An 18,021-nucleotide genomic window follows, 5' to 3' on the forward strand; every position below is an offset into this window, starting at 1 on the left:
GCTGTGTGCATGTGCAGCAGGCTTCTTTTGGTTGAGAAATAGCCTCAGCGCCCGAATATCCCCTGGAGCAGATTGCCTGATTGCGACTTTTGCGTCTCCGTCTTGGGCTTGGCCTGACCCTGCGGGGCTTGGCCAAGGGCGGTGCGACAGGGATCGTCGTCGCCCGACACCTTGTCGAGCAGCAGCTCGCCCAGGGTCGACAGACCGCCGGTGGCAACGCCGGCGCCCACGGAAGCCGCAGTTTTGAGCGTGCCGCCGGCGTCGATGCCCATGGAAGGTTTGGCCAGGGTGCCGTTCACCCGCACCAGTCCGGCCAGGGGCGAGGACAGGCTCAGGCCGACGCCGCCCCGGGGTCGGGGTTTGATGCCCAGATCCAGCTGTTCGGATCGCAGATCGACCGTGCCCGAACCCACCACATCCACCTTGGCGGTGCGCATGGCAAGACCCTTGTCCGTGGTGGCCACGCCGTCACGGATGACAAAACGGACCGCCGCGCAGGTCATCTGGGTGGAATCCTCGCTTTTGGCCAGGGGATTGATTGCGCCCAGCACCTGGAAGAGCAGATCGCCGGCGGCCCAATCCATGGCCTTGTTCTGCAGCCGTCCCTCACCAACGCTGAGGCTCGTCTCGCCGGTCGCCCCGGCCATCAGGGCGCGCACCGAGCCGCCGCTGCTTTTCAAATCCACCTTCAAATCGCTCTTGCCGCCGCTGATCGGACCGCCGCTATTGAGCTTGCCCAGCTCGAACTGACGGGCGTTGACACGCAGAGCCAGGGTCGGCGTCTTGCCGGCCGCATCCAGTTGGAGATCCCCTTCAAACACGCCGCCGGCCAGACCAAAACGAAAGGGTTTGACCGTAAGCCGGCCGTTGTTGAGCTGCAGGGTCAGGCCTAAGTCGGACAACTGTCGGTCGTCCACCGCTAGCTTGCCCACCTGCAGCGACAAATCCGCATCCAAGGCGCGCAAGGGGGCAAAAGGCAGCGGTTGATCCGAAAACAGCCGGCCGTCGCCACCCTTGGCTTTAGGCTTGGCCTTGGCTGTTTGCACGCCTGGTTGCGCCGTCGGAGTTGTTGCCTGCGCCTGTCCGGAGAAATCAGCCGGATTGAGCGCTGCGGCTGAAAGTTTACCCGAAACACGCGGCCGGTCGTTCAGTTGCACCGCTACGTCGCCGGCAAGGTCACTTGCGCCGACAACGGATTTGAGCGCTGTCATCTTCCAGGTCTTGCCGCCGCCGGTCAACTGGCCAGCGAGTTGCACCGGCCCCTTGACCGGAATGTCGGCGCCCGCCATTTGGGACAGGCTTGCAGGATTGTCGCTTTCCAGGTTCACGGCCAGATCCACGGCCATCGCCCCGGTGAGGTCTTTGACCCCGCCCTTGGCGCTCAGCAACAGCACCTCGCGTTTGCCGGCCTGCACCTCCACATCCGCCAACTGCAATTGCTTGCCTGCGTCGCTCAACCGGGCCGTAATTGCATAGGGTCCCAAAATCTGGGGCATTTCCGGCTTGCTCAGGCCTGCGGCGCGAATCGCGTCCATCAGCTCCGGACCCTGGGTCGACGCCTTGAAGTTTAGCCCCTTGAACGCGGCAAGCTCGGCGACATTGCCCTCCACGTGCACTTTCAAACCGTCGATCACCGCGTTGAGGTTCAGGGGCCAGGGTTTGCCGGCAAGCGCAGCGGCGACCCCGCCCATGGTTCCGTTCATTTCAATCGTATGGTTCAGCGCCTTGGCGGCCAGACGCACCGTCAACAGGGCCGGATCAGTCTTGTCCCGCCGCAGGGTGAGTTCCTGGATGGCAGCGGTTTCGGTTTTCTTGGAGGTGCGGTCATGCCAGGCCACCTTGCCGTTTTTGATTTTGACCTCGACAAAGTCAAGACTGAAGGCGGCTCCCTCCTTGGGTTCGGCCTTGGGCTCGACCTTAGGAGCGGCGGCAGGCGCGCTGAAATCCAAATTTCCCGGCCCTTTGGCGTCGGTTTCGATCAGGATGTCGGGCGAGGAGAGGATCAGGCGGGTGATCAAAATCTGCCGTTTGAGCAGCGGCTGCAAGGCCACTTCCATCTCAAAGGAATCGATCTTGACCATCTCCGGACGCATTGAGCCAGGCGGATTGGACAGGGTCACCCCCTTGGCGGTCACGCCGGGCACAAGCCCTGGCCGCAATTCCAGCGGACCGGCTATGGTCAGAGTCCGACCGGTGACGCTCTGCACCTGAGTCGTCAACATTTCCTTGATCCGGTCGAGATTCATGGATTTGACGGCGATCACCAAGCCCACCGCCGCAACGGCTGCAACTGCCGCCAGGACAACGCCAACTTTCACGAATGAACGAACACGCATGGTTCTCCTCCTTGAGGCAAAGAGTGAGTGGACGACGCCTTGTTGCGCCCTGCCAATCTTTCTCGAAAACAGCCGGGGCGCCCTTCCCTGCCCCTATTTTAACTTGTTGTTTTCTTATTAAATTTATAATAACTATCACAGAATCTTGAAAGTCAATTTTCAGTAAAAACATCCCTCCCGCGCCGGCGCCCGCCGCGGCGGCAACCGACAAGGAGTTCCCATGCCTCCGGTCATCAGTTTCATAGGTTGGCACAATTCCGGAAAAACCACACTGACCCGGCAGGTGGTCGCCCTGCTCAAGGCCAAGGGATATGTGGTGGCAGTGATCAAGTCCACCAAGGAACGCGGCATCGCGTTCGATTCACCGCACACTGACACAGCCCTCTACAAGGAATCCGGGGCCGACGGCGTGGCCCTGCTGGCCCCGGATCAGCTGGTGGTTCAAACCCGGCCGCCGCAGCTTGCCCTGCTGCCTCTGGCCAGGCGTCTTTTTCCTGAAGCGGACATCGTGGTGGCCGAGGGATTTAAACGGGCTGTGGACGTAGCGAAAATCGAGGTCCGGCGGGACAGCGAGGCGCCCCTGTTGCGCGACCAGGTAGCCGGCGTCGTTGCCCTGGCCACGGATCTGCCCTGCTCGGAAGGACTGTGTTTTGGCCTGGATCAGGCTCAGGAGATCGCCGATTTTATCGAGGCCCGCTTGCTGGTCAACCGGGAAACACGCGATGGTCAGTGGTCGCTGACCCTGGACGGCGTGGCCCTGCCCCTGGACGCGCCCATCCGCCGCCAACTCGCCCATCTGCTGGCGGCGGCGCTGCCCGCAGACCGGCAAGGCAATATAACGCTGCAGGTCGAACGGTCCATACCGCGTTTAAAGTCTTCCAGGGAGTAAACCATGGCGGCCTCGTTCAACTACCCCTCCGGAAAAGCCGGCCTGCCGCCAGGCGCGCTGGTCCACGTCGGCAAGCAACCGGCGGCGGCCAGCCGCATCACCCTGATCAGTTACAGCGGCAGCCACTGTGAAGAACAGGCGGTGACCTCGATTGACGACATTCTCAACCGCCGCTCCGCCGACACGGTGCTCTGGGTCCATTGCGAAGGGTTGGACATGGTCGAGACCCTGGAGGCCATTGGCCGGAGTTTCGCGGTCCACCCGCTGGTCCTGGAGGACATCCTCAACACCCATCAGCGGCCCAAATTCGAGGAATACGACGACTATCTCTTCCTGGTGCTCAAAACCTTAAACGGCGATCACACCTTGAAGGTTGAGCACGAGCAAATCAGCATCCTGCTCTTTGAAGGCCTGCTGTTTACCTTCCGGGAAAAAAGCGACGGTCTGTTCCAGGGGCTCCACCAACGATTGACCAACGCCAAGGGCCGCATCCGGGCGTTAGGCGCGGATTATCTCACCTATGCGGTGATGGATCTGGTGGTGGACAACTACTTTGCCCTGGCCGACACCCTGGAGGAGAGCATCGAGAAAATCGAGCTCAAACTGCTGGCCCGGCCGCAACCGCAAATCTTTGCCACCATCCAGCTGCTCAAGCGGCAACTGGTGTTCATCCGCAAGGCAATCACCCCCTTGCGCGAGGTGCTGCTGGCTGTCCAGCGCAGCGAAAGCCCTCTGATCCAAGAAAAAACCCTGCCCTATTTTCGCGACGTGTTTGACCACACCCTACGGGTGATCGACACCATGGATTCCTACCGCGATCTGATCAACGGCCTGCTCGACATTTATCTGTCCAGCGTCAGCAACCGGATGAACGAAGTGATGAAGGTGCTGACCGTGTTTGCCACCATCTTCATTCCCCTGACCTTCCTGGTCGGGGTGTATGGGATGAATTTCGACTACATGCCGGAGTTGCGCTGGAAGTGGTCCTACCCGATCCTGTGGGGCTTCTTTTTTCTGATTCCGGCCGGGCTGCTGACCTATTTTCGCCGCAAAAAATGGCTATGAATTGAGCTGGGCGGTTTGTCGACGGAATGTTGGCGGCTTTACGCCTCGCTTTCGCCGCCCGCCTGCGGGGCGCAGAAACCCTCGGCAATCGGCAAAAAAACCTGGAGAACGCTCCCCTGGCCTGGTTTGCTCGCCACGGTGATCGCTCCGTCCAGCGCCTTGGTCAATCCCAGGACCACCGGCAACCCTAGCCCCCGACCGGTGAATTTGTTGGTAAAAAATGGGTCGAACAGTTTTTCGATGTTCTCGGGGGCGATGCCGTCGCCGTTGTCGGTCACGTTCAGGCAGGCATAGGTCTGGTCCAAGGGTTGCCAGTCCACCGGAAAACGATGCATCAGAGGAATATCGCCGCTCGCGACCGTTGCGACGCGCAATGCAATCCATCCGGAGTCCTCCGCAACCGCCTCAATACTGTTGGTCGTCAAATTGGTCAGGATTTGCTGAATATGTTCAACGCTCAGCAAGACAATCGGTCCGGAAACCGGAAGGTCTGTCCGCAGCTCTACCCCGCTGGGCAGTAGCGCCTCAAGAAGGGGGAGCGATTGTCGGCACACTTCCGCCAGATCCATCGGCCGTCGCCCTGCTGTCGGTTGACCAAGATAGGTCTGCATCAGCTTGCTCAGTTGCGACGCCTTGCTGGCCGCCTTTAAAGCGAGCGCCAGATCTCCTTGATGATTTTCCGCATCGTCTTGATCTTCCATGGCCATTTGGACAAATCCCTCAACAATCATCAGCTGGTTGTTAAAGTGGTGCGCCACGGCGCCGGCCATAATGCCCAGACTTTTCTCTTTTTCCAACTGCCCCTTCAGCGCCTCCATCTGCAGCCGTTCCTGCTCTATCTGCTTGCGCTTGCTGATGTCGCGCACGATGGCAAAATTGAATTCCTGGCCATTGAAATTGACAAAATTTGCTCTAATTTCAACCGGGAAAGTCCTGCCATCCTTCGTTTTATGCACGCTTTCACGCAGCTTGCTCCCCTCTGCCTTTAATTCCCGCCAATACTGCGGCCACGTCGCAAGGGGAAACTCAGCGTCAACGTCCGCAACCGTCATGTCGAGCAGCTCCTCCTTGGCATAGCCCAACGACCGGCATCCTTCCCGATTCACGGAGAGAAAGCGACCCTCCGGGGAGACCCAAAAGGCGGCGTCAGCGCTGCTATCCACCGCAAACTGGGTGAAGCGCAGCTGAGCCTCCATGTGTTTGCGCGTCGTGACGTCGCGAACAGCGGCAAGATGCACCGACTGCTCCTTATGGATAAAAAATCGGCCGGTGATCTCCACCGGAAAAACAGCGCCGTCTTTTTTTCGATGGAATGCAAGAGGCACGTCGATCATCTGATCGTCGGCAGGGGGCGCGTCGCTGCTTCCTTGCGGGGCGTCCTCGGGTGCAGCCCAAAGATCGGCGCTGCGCATGGTCAGCAGTTCGTTGCGGTTATACCCGTAGAGCAGGGCTGCGGCCTGGTTGGCCTCAAGGATGCGGCCGGTCTGGTTTTCCACCAGAAAAATTGCATCGGACTCGGATTCAAACAACTGTCGATACCGGGATTCGCTCTCCTCTAAAGCGGATTTCGACGCCCTTACGTGATGTCGATAGGCCGCCAAACTGATGAGCAGCACCAGCGACACAACGCCGAGCAGCACCGAAAGAATGCGGCCGGTCCGTCTGCCCAGCATGGCGATCTCGGTGCGCGCCGCCGTGCGCAGGAGCAGCAACGGCTTACTCCCCATATCGACCAGGAGCTGATAGACAAAGCCCCCCTCCAACACCTTGCGCCCTTGCATGGACGGGGACGAAAGCTGATCAAACAGCGCCTGTTCAGCAGGGGCCAGCATGGAGCGCGGCAACAGGTTGACCGCCACCTTGGTCCGTTTTGCCAGTTCCGCAAGGTCTGTTTCTTTGAAAAAACGACCAATGAGCATAATGCCCCGAGCAGGGCCCTGCTGCGAAGAGGTGAGGATAGGGCGAACCACCAACAGCAACAGCCCGTGTTCGGTGGCGAGCCAACCCTCCATGCCAAGGGCCTGCTGCATGACGGGCGCCGTGAGGGTCAAGATGGGCGGGGTTTCTCCAAGCAACAGCTGCAACGACACGGATCGTCCCAACACGGGATGATACACCCCTTCCAGCAAACGGCGACCGTTCTGGTCGTAATAGGCAAGCAGATCAATGCCGCTAACTGCGGACAGGGTGGAGGCGTCTGAATAGTTGGATCTGACAAAGGCTTGGTTGCGGTTGTGGGCAAAGGCATAGGCGTCGTCCCAGTAGGCCCAATCGTTGGCCACCTCCGCCAGGGCGGAAAGTTCGTGGTGCAGATCCGCCAAGGCGCGATCACTGTCTTCCAGGGCCTGCGTGCTGGCCAATTCCCGAAACGCCGGTTGGATAATCTGCTGATCAAGACCCAGGAGGGCAGCCAGAACCAAGGCAAAACCGATCAGCACCAGCAGGATTCCCTGGCCAAAACGATCAAACAGACGCGACGTCCGATTCGTGCTCAAAATGGGCCTCCTGGGCGGTTGAAAACAGATTGTTTCCCCTTCCTTGCCGCATTTATCCCCTTAACCTGCCTGAAAAACAGTATTTATGTTTATTTATAGCCGAATATTCGCCGCAATGTCAAATCTCGCCCCCGCAGGTTTTATGGCTTGGCCAATGTCTTTCAACGAGGCTGGTCGATCCGTGTGCGGCCATTCCAGCCTACGCCCGACTGCATCTGGCCACTGCATCTAGCCCACTGCTCCTGGGCGTTCATGGCGCCGGCGCTGTTTTTCCGTTGGTGTGCTCTTCGTGAGCGTTACATTTCTTTACTCTTCTTTGTATGGCATAATACACCGGAGAAAACAGAGGGGGGATTGGCCATGGCGCTCGGCGTTTTACGGCAGGGGTTGGGCAAGATACATTGCGCGAGGGCGGCCTCACGCCTTTCATCCCCAGAATGAATACGAAAAAAAGGCCAGAAAAGATGTCAATCACCAAAGCAGCGGTTCACGCGGCATGACCACGAACATTCTCCCTGCGCAGTGGTCGCTTTGGCTCCTCGCCTTGACCCTTTGGGGCCTGGTCTTTGCCGGGCAGGGGTGGGCTGAGCAGCGTCAGCCCAACATCCTTATCCTCAACTCCTATCATCAAGGCGAGAACTGGTCGGACAACGAAATTGCCGGCATTCTCAGTGCATTGCGGACGCGGCGCCCGCATCTGGTTCCCAGAATTGAGTTGATTGACGCCAAACGTTTTCCGACGCCCGCGCATCTCGACTTTTTCAAGGGCTATCTGGTGCACAAGTATCACGGCCGCACCTTTGACCTGATCATCGCCCTCGACAATCCTGCCCTCGACCTGCTGGTCGGCAACGCAAACGACCTCTTTCCGGAAACGCCGGTCGTCTTTGCCGGCATCAACGGCTATCGTCCCGCAATGATTGCCGGCAGGAAAAAGGTCACCGGCGTGGTCCAGCGGCTGGATGCGGCCGGCACGCTCGAAATGGCGCTCTCCATGCATCCCGGGGCGGCAAAGGTATTGGTGATCCACGACTATACCGCCAGCGGCCTTGCGGTTCGGCAGGAAACCGAACAGTCCCTGGCCCGCTTTGCGGACAAAGTAGAGCTGCGTTACGCATCCGATGGTCCAGTCGAGACGCTGAGCCAAGAACTGCGAGCAATGCCGCCCAATGGACTCGTGCTGCTGTTGACCTATGTCACCGACAAGGCTGGGCGCACCTTTACCCGGGAGGAAAGCGCGCGGCTGATTGCATCTGTCAGCCCGGCGCCGGTTTACACGGTGCATGCAACTGACCTCGGTTTTGGCGTTGTAGGCGGTTTGCTGCTGGAGGGGCAGGAGCACGGTCGACAAGCCGCCGACCTTGCTCTCCGCGTGCTTGGTGGGGCAGATTCTGAGCACACGGCGATAGAAGAAAGTCGCTCTCGATGCATGATTGATTACACTGTCGCAACCAAACTGCAGATCACTGAACGTCTCTGGCCCGATAGCGCCCTTGTCGTCAACCGCCCGATCTCCTTTTGGAATCGCCACCGCAGTGCGCTCATCCCATCGTTTGCGGCTATTCTCGTGCTGACGGCGCTTTCGTTGCTGCTTTGGGTCACGGTGATTCGATTGCGGCGCACCAAGCAGACCATACACAAAAGCGAAGAGAAATACCGCGTGCTTTTCTCTAACATTCCCCTTGGGATCACAGTGACCAATCGTTTGGGGAAAATAATCGAAACCAACGATATGGCCGCCAAACTTTTGGGCCTTTCCAAGGAGGATCACGAGGCGCGGACTCTCGACAGCACGGAATGGCGCATAATCCGCCCAGACGGCACCCCGATGCCGGTTGACGAATATGCCGGCATGCGGGCGTTGCACGAGAACGCTCTGATTGAACATGTCGAAATGGGCATTGTGAGGCCAAACGCTGAAACCATCTGGCTCAGTGTGGCGGCCGCTCCGCTTCATCTCGAAGACTATGGGGTCATGGTTATTTACAGCGACGTCAGCGAGCGGAAACAGGCCGAGAAAGCCCTCCTCCGCAAAGATGCCTTGCTGGGAGCGATGCTGCGCAACCTGCCTTTCGACTTTTGGGCGCGCGACGCCAACCAGCGCATCCTCATGCAAAGCGACGAGTCCGTCAATTTGTGGGGCGACCTGGCGGCAGACACAGCTTCATTGCAGCAGTTTGACGCTAAAACCCTGGAACAAGGGGCTGCCAACAATCGCCGCGTCCTTGCGGGGGAGATCATCTCAGAAGAGTGCGCCCTCGTTACTAAGCATGGCGATTTGCGAGAGTTTCATCACATTTTGGCGCCGATCCGCGAGGGGACGGAAATACTAGGCGTCCTCGGGATCAACATCGACATCACTGAACACAAGCAGATTTTGGAAGAAGTGCGCAGATCAAACGAACTGCTCTCCTCGTTCATCAAGCACTCGCCTATTTACGCCTATATCAAGGAGGTCGTACCTTTTGAAAGTCGCGTTTTGAAAGCCAGTGACAATTTCCAGGAGATGATCGGCGTACCGGGGTCTCAAATTGCTGGAAAAACCATGGAGGAGCTTTTTCCAGCCGAATTCGCGGCGAAAATTACCGCTGACGACTGGTTGGTCGTTTCCCGTGGCGAGATTCTCCATCAGGATGAGGAATTGAATGGCCGCTGCTATACAACGTTTAAATTTCCCATTCCGATCGGAAGGAAAAGCTATTTAGCCGGGTATACAATAGACCTCACCGAGCGCAGGCGAGCGGCAGAGGAAAAAAGCAAACTGGAAGTCCAATTGGCCCAAGCCCAAAAAATGGAGTCGGTGGGGCGTCTTGCGGGAGGCGTGGCCCACGCTTCAACAACATGCTCGGCGTGATTCTGGGGCAGACCGAGTTGACTATGAGTCGGCTGGAACCCACCCATCCCCTTTTTGCCAGTTTGCAGAACATTCATAACGCCGCCGAACGGTCCGCCGACCTGACCAAGCAACTCCTGGCGTTCGCTCGCAAGCAGACGGTTGTCCCCAAAATGCTCGACTTGAACGAGATCGTGGAAGGCATGCTGAGCATGCTGCGACGGCTCATCAGCGAGGACATCAATCTGGTTTGGTTGCCGGGGAGGAATCTTGGGGCGATCAAAATGGACCCGTCGCAGATCGACCAGATCCTGGTGAATCTGTGCGTCAACGCCCGAGACGCCATCAGCGAGGCAGGCGTTCTCACCATTGAGACCGGGACCGCAGTCTTCGACGAGGCCTACTGCGCCGCACATCCAGGCTTTTTTCCTGGCGAGTATGTGCTGTTGGCGCTCGGCGACAATGGCTCTGGCATGGACGCGGAGACGATTTCGCACCTGTTCGAACCCTTTTTCACCACCAAGGACTTTGGCAAAGGGACTGGCCTGGGATTGGCCACGGTTTACGGCATCGTTCGGCAGAATAACGGTTTCATCGATGTCGACAGCGCGCCGGGCCAGGGAACGACCTTTAGGGTCTATCTTCCCCGCCATGAGATCCAGGCAGAGCGGACGGCTCAAACGGATGCGGTGGAACTGCTCGCGGGCGGCCGCGAAACCCTTTTATTGGTGGAAGACGAGCCCATGATCCTCGAGATGACCAAGGAGATGCTCGAAGGCCAGGGCTATGCCGTCCTGCCCGTTGCCGCGCCGAACGAGGCCATCCGTTTGAGTCAGGAACATGCCGGCAAGATTGATCTGCTGATCACCGACGTGGTGATGCCCGAGATGAACGGCCGGGATCTCGCGGCGCAGTTGTTGTTGCTCCGCCCTGACCTGCAATTGCTTTTCATGTCCGGCTACACCGCCGACGTCATCGCCCAGCATGGCGTGCTTGAGGAGGGCGTTCACTTTATCCAGAAACCCTTTTCTCTCAAGAACCTGTCCGCCAAGGTGCGGGCAGTTCTGGATGCGGGAACGATGGAGAAGAGACGCACACCCAATTAAATCAACCAAGCGCCGAAAATCTCATCGCGGTGCATCCATGCTGCGTCGTTTAACCGGCAGTTTCTCTGTTATTCCATTTCCAAAGCAAGCGAAGCATGATGCACAGCGCAAAACATCGCCGACGAAGGAGTGTCATATTCGAACGAAGTGAGAAATCTCGTGCCATAATGAGATTTCTCCTCGCTGTGCTCGTCGAAATGACCAACAGGATTATTTCACTTTTGAAATGGAAATGGAATTACAGCCAATCCGTCAACGACAATCCCACCCCCACCCGATTCACGTACTGATCGTAGTCGATCAGGCTTTCGCCGTAGCCGTTGTAATACTGCACATAACCGCGCAGATAGGGCCAATCCCCCATGGGAAAACTCCAGCTGACCTGGACCGCGCCGCGATGAAAATCGGATTCAAAGGCATTGCGGGTCATCAGGCTGAAGGTGTGGTCGTCCCATTTGTAGGTGGCGCCCAGCTCGTAATGGCCCATATAGTCGGTGATGTCTGGGTTGTCGTCGTCGTCCGCGTCTTCCGGGAGGCGGTAATAGGGCGTGGCGCTGAGGCCGAGATCGCCGTATTCGAATACAAAGGTGGCAAAGAGCCGGTTCCAGCTGCGCGACAGGGCGCTGCTTTGGCCGTTGGATTGGTGGTTGACGCCGAAGGAGTTGCTGGCGTTGACCACGCCCCACAGTTCCCAGCCGGGATTGAATTGCACCCACATCTCGGGTTCGTGGTTGGTTTCGCGAAACGGGGCCGATATTTCACTGTTGTAGACCTGCCAGAAGCTGTGGTTGGTGTAGGCGGCGTACACGTCGGTGGAATCGCCGAACAGGCCCACCACCAAGGGCGTCTTGATGCTGATCTGGAACTGGGCTTCCACCGGATCAAAATCATACTCGCTGTCGCCGTTGGCCGCGCGGTGGTGTTCAGAATTGTAGCCGTGGGAGTTGTAGGCCAGCGGCAGGATGTAGTTGGGCTTGTGCGGCAGGATGCTAAACGGCCGCATCACGTTTTTCTTTTCCGCTTCCAATCGTTTTTCCACCGCTCCTTGCCGCTTGGGCAGACTGCGCTCAACGCCGACCGCGTTCTGCAGGCATTGCCGCCGCAGATCGCCCACGGTGACGCTGTCGTCGGCTGTGGCCAGCTTGCGCTGCACGCATTGCTCCAACTGATCATCGGCCAGGGCGCGCATAGAAGGCAACAACAAAACAGACAGCGCGGCCGATCCGGCTGCAACAAGGGAAACAACAGAGGTTGACATGTTTCAATCCAAGGTGGGTAAAGGAAATGAGGTTTGCTTGATCGCGGGAGACGGTGGGACGGTCAGCGGCGGCTGACGTTGCAGGATTGGACCTGGACCAGGATAACGCTCAAGGCCTGAAAAAAGGCCGCGGCTTCGGGGTCGTCCGGATGCTGCTCGCGCCGCTGTTCGTAGCGGGCAAACAGCTGGGTCAGCACCTGGAAGGATTGATTGTCGTCCATGGAGCCAAGGGCTTCCCAGAGATCATTGGTGTTCATATTTTTTTATTCTTTTTCGCTGTATTGCGGAGGTTTCGGCGGTTGTAGCGGTTGCGGCGGGTTTGCGCCGTTGCCGTGTTCGCCTTCCATCACATAACCCAAGCCGCAGCAGGCCGGGCACTCTTCGCGGGTGATGAAAAAGCGACTCTCGCCCTGAAAAAAACCGATCTCGCCGCTGCCGCCGCAGGTGTTGCACACTTTTTTCTGCTCGCTCATGGCGCCGCCGTTGGGTTCAGATCACGGTTACACGATCCCCGCCGCCTGTTTGGCCGCCTGCAGGGTGTTTTTCATCAGCATGGTGATGGTCATCGGGCCGACGCCGCCGGGCACCGGGGTGATGGCGCCGGCCTTGTTGACCACGTCGTCGAAATCAACGTCGCCCGCCAGGATGGCCTTGCCGCTGGCCGCCTGACCAATGCGGTTGACGCCGACGTCGATAATCACCGCACCTTCCTTGATCTGGTCGGCCTTGATCATCTTGGCCACGCCGGCGGCCACAATCAGGATGTCGGCCCGGCGGGTGTGGAAATCCATGTCCTTGGTGCGGGTGTGGCAGACGGTGACCGTGGCGTTGCCGCCGGCGCGCTTCTGCAGCATCAGGTTGGCGATCGGTTTGCCGACGATGTTGGAGCGCCCCACCACCACCACCTCGGCCCCGGAGGTTTCGGTTCCGGAACGCTGCAGCAGCTCCAGGATGCCGTGCGGGGTGCAGGGCAGAAAGCAGCGCTCGCCCAGCATCATCTTGCCGACGTTGACCGGATGAAAACCGTCGACGTCCTTATCCGGATCAATCGCGAACAACACCCTGGCCTCGTTGATGTGACGCGGCAGCGGCAGCTGCACCAGAATGCCGTGGATGGCCGGGTTTCGGTTGTACTGGTCGACAATCTCCAGCAGTTCCGCCTCGGTGGTTGCCGCCGGCAAGGTGCGCTGCTCGGAATGGATGCCCAAGTCGTGGGCGGTCTTGTTCTTGGCCGCCACATAGGACTGGGAGGCCGGATCTTCGCCGACCAGAATGGTCGCCAGTCCTGGAATAAGCCCGTGGCTGGCTTTGAGGCTCGCCGCTTCGGCGGCGATCTCTTCGCGGATGGCCTTGGCTGTTGCTGTGCCGCTGATAATCTGTGCAGGCATGGTTTCCACGTAAAAAAAAGGATCAATCAAAGACCGGGGCTGTGCCCGACGCTGTTTCAGAGAGCATAACCTAGCACAACGAATGATTTTATCAAGGCGAGACTGGATTCTCCGCCCAGCTTAACCAAAATTTACCTTTCAGCCGATGGCGCGCCAGCCCCCGCCGACCGATACTCGCGGATCAACAAATCCAGGGCGGTCTGCCGTTTCGAGGTATCCTGATTGCGCACCGCCATGGCCAGGGACTGGCGGCTGCCGACCAGCACCGCCAGTTTCTTGCCCCGGGTCAGGCCGGTGTAGATCAGGTTGCGAAAGAGCATGCGGAAGTGCTGACTGAGCACCGGAATGATCACCACGTCAAACTCCGAACCCTGCGATTTATGAATGGTAATGGCGTAGGCCAGATCCAGCTCGGTGATCTGATCGCGGGTGTATTCCACCCGCCGCTGATCGGGAAAAAAGGCCACCGCCAGGCTGAGGTTGACGTTGTCGATGGCCTCAATCCGGCCGATGTCGCCGTTGAACACGTTCAATTCGTAGTTGTTGCGGCGGTGGATCACCCGGTCGCCAACCCGGAACACCCGCTCGCCGATGCTGATCTGCGCCTTGGTCGGGTCCGGCGGGTTGACGCTCTGCTGCAGCATCAGGTTGAGGCTGGCTGCGCCCAGGGAGCCGCGAATCATCGGCGTCAGCACCTGAATCTCCGCGCCGGGAAAATACTTGGGCGCCCATTCCTGGTAGAGCTTGCGCACCACGTCAAGCGCGGTCAGGCCGTAATAGAGCGAGGACCAAGGATGGGTTTTCCTGGCCAGGGCCAGCAGTTCGGTGGCGGCGGAATCGGCGGTGGCCAGGGTTCCCAGGGATACGTGGCGGAACTGCTCGGGCACGGCGAACTCGTAGACCGGGCTGTTCGCCGAACACTCCGGGGCCGCAGGATCAACCGGCTCATAGGGCGTTTGCGCAAACAGGGCTTCGCGCGCCTCAATGCCGGCGTAGCGGTTCTTGACCCGGTGGACAAACTGCAGCTGCTGCTGGGTGGCCTCGGCGGAATCGATGAAAAAACAGTCCGCCTGCTTCCACACCGCCGGCGTTTTAAACGGCGACTCCAGCATGGGCATCTCGCCGCGATTGATCTGATGCGCAGCCTGGATGATGACCGACTCCCGGGCCTGGCGGAAAATGGTGGTGAGGCGGAAACAGGGCAGGCAGCCGCAGTTGATCAGATCGCGCAGCACATTGCCCGCGCCCACCGAAGGCAGCTGGTCGGCGTCGCCAATGAACAGCAAGGCCGTGTCCGGGGCGGTTGCCTTGAGCAGCGAGGCGGTCAGCGAAACATCGAGCATCGAACTCTCGTCGATGATCAAAAAATCGGTCTGCAACGGATTTTCTTCGCAGCGCTTGAAGCCGCTGCCCTGGAATTCGAGCAAACGGTGGATGGTCTTGGCCGGCACGCCGATCACTTCGCCCATCCGCTGGGCGGCCCGGCCGGTGGGCGCGGTCAGGGTCACGCGCAGGTTCATGGCCAGGAGCAGGGCCACGATCACCTTGGTGGCGGTGGTTTTGCCGCAACCGGGCCCGCCGGTGAGGATCGAGCAGCGCTGATCCGCCGCCGAACAGACCGCCATGGCCTGTTCCGGGCTCAAGGCCATGGCCTGGCTTTCGGTGTGGCGGTGCATCCAGGCGGAGACCCGGGCCGGATCAACGCCGCGCACGCCAATCGCCCCGGCCAGTCGTTTGGCCACATAATCTTCGTCGTAGTAAAGCGATTTGGCGTAATAACAGGGCACAGGCTCGCCGATTTTCATTTCCGGCAGCACCCGCACCCGCAGTTGGTCGTCCCGCTGCATCACCGCCAGATGCTCGGGGATGTGTTCCCCTAGCGACAGCTGGAGCAGTTCCTCGACCTGAGTCGTAATCTGCTGGCGACTGAGGTAGCAATGGCCCTGCTCGCGCGAGGCGGACAGCACATGGCGGATGGCGGCCCGCACCCGCAGATCCGAATCCGGGGCAAAGCCGATGGAGAGCGCCACCCGGTCGGCGGTGAAAAAGCCGATGCCGTAGAAATCCTGCGCCAGCCGATAGGGATTTTCCTGGACCAAGGCGATCGAGCGGTCGCCGTACTGCTTGTAGATGCGCACCGCAAACAGGGTCGAGATGCCGTGCGCCTGGAGAAAGATCATCACCTCACGGATGGCCCGGTGCAGGGTCCAGGCCTCCTTGATCATGGCCAGCTTTTTTTCGGCGATGCCGGGCACGTCGGCCAGCTCATCGATGGCCTCTTCGAACACGCTCAGGGTGCGGTCGCCGAAGTGCCGGACAATGCGCTTTGCGGTCTGGGGCCCCACCCCTTTGACCAGGCCCGAGCCAAGGTACTTTTCCAGGGCACCGGCGTCGGCGGGTTTAAGCTCAACGGCGAACCGCGCCTTGAACTGCCGGCCGAATTTCGAATGCTGGGTCCAGACCCCGGAGAACTCCATGGTCGAGCCGGCAAAGACCCTGGTCTGGTGCACAGTGACCGTTTCCAACTGGCCGTAATTCTGAAAAGGAGCGACCCGGAGCACCGACCAGCCGCTGGCCTCGTCATGATAGGTGACGCGTTCGACGACACCACGAATTTTTTCTTGAATTTCCGACTGTTCCAACCTTTGATGAACCGGTGTTGAAATTGTTTACTTGTCTGATCGATTCAGTGATGCTATATTCTCCCCATTCATACTCCAAAATTGCAATGGGGTAAAGGAGTCATTCATGCAACAATTACAGGAAAACGTTATAAAAGTGCCGGCGCAAATCCGCTCCGCTTTTCAGCGGGATGGCAACAACGGCGTGTTGGTCGGATTGACCCCGGATCAGGCGGTCAAGATTCAACCCCGTGGGGCCGTTCAGGGACGCCCCATGTCGCCCGTCACTTTGCAGGAGGGCATCGAGCAGTTCGCCGCACGCGAACTCCCGACCATCCGGGCCGTAGAGGCGGCTGTATAGCGCTATGCCTCTTGGTTTTGTCGAAAGTCTGCTCTGGTTAAGTCTCAACGTCTACCACGAATCGCGCGGCGAACCGGAAATCGGTCAGCTCGCCGTGGCCCACGTCACCCTCAATCGGGCCCTTGAGGACAACAAAAGCATTGTTGACGTCATTCTGGCGCCCAATCAATTCAGCTGGACCTTTCAGAAAAAATCCTACGTTCCGCTCGAAATCAATCCGCTGCAAGAGAGCCTGCGTGTCGCCCTCAAGGCCATGACCACGCCGGATTTCACCAGCGGCTCCACCTTCTATCATCATGTGGGCGTCGACCCCAAGTGGACGGTCGGCAAATCCTACATCGGCCAATACGGATCGCATAAGTTTTACCGCGACAGCAATCCGACGATATCGGCATCTGCCTTTTAACGTCTCGGCATTTCTTATCTTTTCCATGTTTTTCCCATTCTGCCTATCCCGGAGTTGACAAACGGACCCATCTCTTTTATAGCTTCAAACATCGCGAGGGGTGGCGTAACTAACGCCTGAGATAATACCCATGGAACCTGATCCGGATAATACCGGCGAAGGGAAGCGGACAAGACACTGATAAACCGGGGCGTACTCCGGTTTTCCGGCCTCAAGCCGCTTGCCCTTCCCTGAAAGGACAAGCGGCTTTTTTTATTGGGGCAACTGTATGGAATTATTTATCAATGGAGTCAAAGAAACCGGAGAGCCCTGCACCATCGCCGAGTTGGCGGCGCGCAAAGGGCTGGCCCCGGGGGCGCTGGTTGTGGAACTGAACCAGCAGATTATCAAACAGGAACAGTGGTCGGTTACCGCGTTGCAAGACGGCGACCGGCTGGAACTGCTCAGTTTTGTCGGCGGAGGCTGAACCATGAAGGACGACGTACTGATACTCGGGGGCAAGAGCTTTACCAATCGACTGTTGACCGGCACCGGCAAGTTTGCCGCCCATGCCCAAATTCCCAAAATGCTGGCCGCCAGCGGTTCGCAGATGATCACCGTGGCCCTGCGCCGGATCGACGCCACCGCCCAGTCGGAGAACATCCTTGAGTACATTCCCAACAACGTGACTCTGCTGCCCAACACCTCCGGGGCGCGCACCGCTGAGCAGGCGGTGCGGATCGCCCGCATCGCCCGCGAGGCCGGCTGCGGCGATTTCATCAAGATCGAGGTGATCACCGACATGAAATACCTGATGCCGGACAACTGGGAGACCCTCAAAGCCACCGAAATCCTGGCCAAAGAGGGCTTTCTTGTGCTGCCCTATGTGCTGCCCGACCTGCCGCTGGCCAAACGGTTGGAGAACGCCGGGGCGGCGGCGGTGATGCCGCTGGGCGCGCCGATCGGCACCAACCGCGGCCTGGAGACCAGGCCGCTGATCGAGATGCTGATTGAGAACTGCACCGTGCCGATTGTGGTCGACGCCGGCATCGGCAAACCGTCCCAGGCCGCAGCGGCCATGGAAATGGGGGCTGACGCGGTGCTGGTCAACACCGCCATTGCCACCGCCCGCGACCCCGAAGCCATGGGCCGGGCCTTTGACTTGGCAGTCAAGGCCGGACGCGCCGCTTATCTGGCTGAAATGGCCGAGGAGTCCACCCTGGCTAGGGCCTCGTCGCCGCTCACCGGATTTCTCGATGACTAACCCCTTGGTTCCACCTTTGA

At 59.1% G+C, this 18,021-nt stretch carries 15 protein-coding genes and 1 riboswitch; of the genes, 8 read left to right on the forward strand and 7 right to left on the reverse strand.

The genetic code is table 11. The features are described 5' to 3' along the window. Positions 1-44 precede the first annotated feature (44 nt). Positions 45-2,336 carry an AsmA family protein gene (locus tag RCH93_RS16440; RefSeq protein WP_306549511.1) on the reverse strand — a complete coding sequence of 764 codons (2,292 nt, stop codon included), beginning with the start codon at positions 2,334-2,336 and terminating at the stop codon, positions 45-47. 220 nt (positions 2,337-2,556) lie between these two features. Between RCH93_RS16440 and mobB the strand changes: the two genes are divergently transcribed. Then, on the forward strand, positions 2,557-3,225 hold the full coding sequence (mobB, locus tag RCH93_RS16445; RefSeq protein WP_306549512.1) for a molybdopterin-guanine dinucleotide biosynthesis protein B: 669 nt from the start codon (positions 2,557-2,559) through the stop codon (positions 3,223-3,225). A gap of 3 nt (positions 3,226-3,228) precedes the next feature. Continuing rightward, positions 3,229-4,290: a magnesium/cobalt transporter CorA gene (gene corA / locus RCH93_RS16450; RefSeq protein ID WP_306549513.1), complete on the forward strand. Its 1,062-nt coding sequence runs from the start codon at positions 3,229-3,231 to the stop codon at positions 4,288-4,290. Between the two features lie 38 nt (positions 4,291-4,328). Here corA and RCH93_RS16455 read toward each other — a convergent pair whose 3' ends face one another. Beyond that, entirely contained in the window at positions 4,329-6,785 is a 2,457-nt protein-coding gene (locus tag RCH93_RS16455; protein ID WP_306549514.1) for a PAS domain S-box protein, read from the reverse strand. A 496-nt stretch (positions 6,786-7,281) separates the two neighbouring features. Here RCH93_RS16455 and RCH93_RS16460 point away from each other — a divergent pair, with 496 nt between their 5' ends. Continuing rightward, positions 7,282-9,639: a PAS domain S-box protein gene (locus tag RCH93_RS16460; RefSeq protein WP_306549515.1), complete on the forward strand. Its 2,358-nt coding sequence runs from the start codon at positions 7,282-7,284 to the stop codon at positions 9,637-9,639. Beyond that, positions 9,627-10,724 (forward strand): ATP-binding protein, encoded by a 1,098-nt coding sequence (locus RCH93_RS16465; RefSeq protein WP_306549516.1) that lies wholly within the window; start codon positions 9,627-9,629, stop codon positions 10,722-10,724. Before RCH93_RS16460 ends, RCH93_RS16465 begins: the two co-directional genes overlap by 13 nt. Before the next feature lie 238 nt (positions 10,725-10,962). Here RCH93_RS16465 and RCH93_RS16470 read toward each other — a convergent pair whose 3' ends face one another. The 5 genes from RCH93_RS16470 to RCH93_RS16490 form a co-directional block, all read right to left on the reverse strand. Beyond that, the gene (locus RCH93_RS16470; RefSeq protein ID WP_306549517.1) at positions 10,963-11,982 is read right to left on the reverse strand and encodes a phospholipase A; all 1,020 of its coding nucleotides are present in this window, start codon (positions 11,980-11,982) and stop codon (positions 10,963-10,965) included. A gap of 62 nt (positions 11,983-12,044) precedes the next feature. Continuing rightward, positions 12,045-12,239 (reverse strand): hypothetical protein, encoded by a 195-nt coding sequence (locus RCH93_RS16475; protein ID WP_306549518.1) that lies wholly within the window; start codon positions 12,237-12,239, stop codon positions 12,045-12,047. Between the two features lie 6 nt (positions 12,240-12,245). Continuing rightward, positions 12,246-12,455, reverse strand: coding sequence for a hypothetical protein (locus tag RCH93_RS16480; protein WP_306549519.1), 210 nt, complete (start codon positions 12,453-12,455; stop codon positions 12,246-12,248). A 27-nt stretch (positions 12,456-12,482) separates the two neighbouring features. Continuing rightward, entirely contained in the window at positions 12,483-13,370 is an 888-nt protein-coding gene (locus tag RCH93_RS16485) for a bifunctional 5,10-methylenetetrahydrofolate dehydrogenase/5,10-methenyltetrahydrofolate cyclohydrolase (protein WP_306549520.1), read from the reverse strand. A 131-nt stretch (positions 13,371-13,501) separates the two neighbouring features. Further along, a complete protein-coding gene (locus tag RCH93_RS16490) occupies positions 13,502-16,012 on the reverse strand; it encodes an AAA family ATPase (protein WP_306549521.1) in 2,511 nt (836 codons plus the stop codon). A gap of 106 nt (positions 16,013-16,118) precedes the next feature. On the opposite strand from RCH93_RS16490, the gene RCH93_RS16495 reads away from it, so the two are divergent. The 4 genes from RCH93_RS16495 to RCH93_RS16510 all read left to right on the forward strand — a co-directional run bounded on the left by RCH93_RS16495 (position 16,119) and on the right by RCH93_RS16510 (position 18,001). Continuing rightward, positions 16,119-16,352, forward strand: a complete 234-nt coding sequence (locus tag RCH93_RS16495; RefSeq protein WP_306549522.1) for a NifU family protein — start codon at positions 16,119-16,121, stop codon at positions 16,350-16,352. Between the two features lie 4 nt (positions 16,353-16,356). Then, positions 16,357-16,758, forward strand: coding sequence for a cell wall hydrolase (locus RCH93_RS16500; protein WP_306549523.1), 402 nt, complete (start codon positions 16,357-16,359; stop codon positions 16,756-16,758). An 86-nt stretch (positions 16,759-16,844) separates the two neighbouring features. Beyond that, positions 16,845-16,939, forward strand: a riboswitch (TPP riboswitch). A gap of 87 nt (positions 16,940-17,026) precedes the next feature. Continuing rightward, a complete protein-coding gene (thiS, locus tag RCH93_RS16505; protein WP_306549524.1) occupies positions 17,027-17,224 on the forward strand; it encodes a sulfur carrier protein ThiS in 198 nt (65 codons plus the stop codon). Between the two features lie 3 nt (positions 17,225-17,227). Next, on the forward strand, positions 17,228-18,001 hold the full coding sequence (locus RCH93_RS16510) for a thiazole synthase (protein ID WP_306549525.1): 774 nt from the start codon (positions 17,228-17,230) through the stop codon (positions 17,999-18,001). Positions 18,002-18,021: the final 20 nt, after the last annotated feature.

Origin of the sequence: Desulfobulbus sp. (genome assembly GCF_030824455.1) — a bacterium.
In the GTDB taxonomy this organism is placed as follows: domain Bacteria; phylum Desulfobacterota; class Desulfobulbia; order Desulfobulbales; family Desulfobulbaceae; genus Desulfobulbus.

Coding starts and splice junctions, on each gene's coding strand:
- RCH93_RS16440 (WP_306549511.1), bottom strand. CDS start 2,336: ATGCGTGTTCGTTCATTCGTGAAAGTTGGCGTTGTCCTGGCGGCAGTT.
- mobB (WP_306549512.1), top strand. CDS start 2,557: ATGCCTCCGGTCATCAGTTTCATAGGTTGGCACAATTCCGGAAAAACC.
- corA (WP_306549513.1), top strand. CDS start 3,229: ATGGCGGCCTCGTTCAACTACCCCTCCGGAAAAGCCGGCCTGCCGCCA.
- RCH93_RS16460 (WP_306549515.1), top strand. CDS start 7,282: ATGACCACGAACATTCTCCCTGCGCAGTGGTCGCTTTGGCTCCTCGCC.
- RCH93_RS16465 (WP_306549516.1), top strand. CDS start 9,627: ATGCTCGGCGTGATTCTGGGGCAGACCGAGTTGACTATGAGTCGGCTG.
- RCH93_RS16470 (WP_306549517.1), bottom strand. CDS start 11,982: ATGTCAACCTCTGTTGTTTCCCTTGTTGCAGCCGGATCGGCCGCGCTG.
- RCH93_RS16475 (WP_306549518.1), bottom strand. CDS start 12,239: ATGAACACCAATGATCTCTGGGAAGCCCTTGGCTCCATGGACGACAAT.
- RCH93_RS16480 (WP_306549519.1), bottom strand. CDS start 12,455: ATGAGCGAGCAGAAAAAAGTGTGCAACACCTGCGGCGGCAGCGGCGAG.
- RCH93_RS16485 (WP_306549520.1), bottom strand. CDS start 13,370: ATGCCTGCACAGATTATCAGCGGCACAGCAACAGCCAAGGCCATCCGC.
- RCH93_RS16495 (WP_306549522.1), top strand. CDS start 16,119: ATGCAACAATTACAGGAAAACGTTATAAAAGTGCCGGCGCAAATCCGC.
- RCH93_RS16500 (WP_306549523.1), top strand. CDS start 16,357: ATGCCTCTTGGTTTTGTCGAAAGTCTGCTCTGGTTAAGTCTCAACGTC.
- thiS (WP_306549524.1), top strand. CDS start 17,027: ATGGAATTATTTATCAATGGAGTCAAAGAAACCGGAGAGCCCTGCACC.
- RCH93_RS16510 (WP_306549525.1), top strand. CDS start 17,228: ATGAAGGACGACGTACTGATACTCGGGGGCAAGAGCTTTACCAATCGA.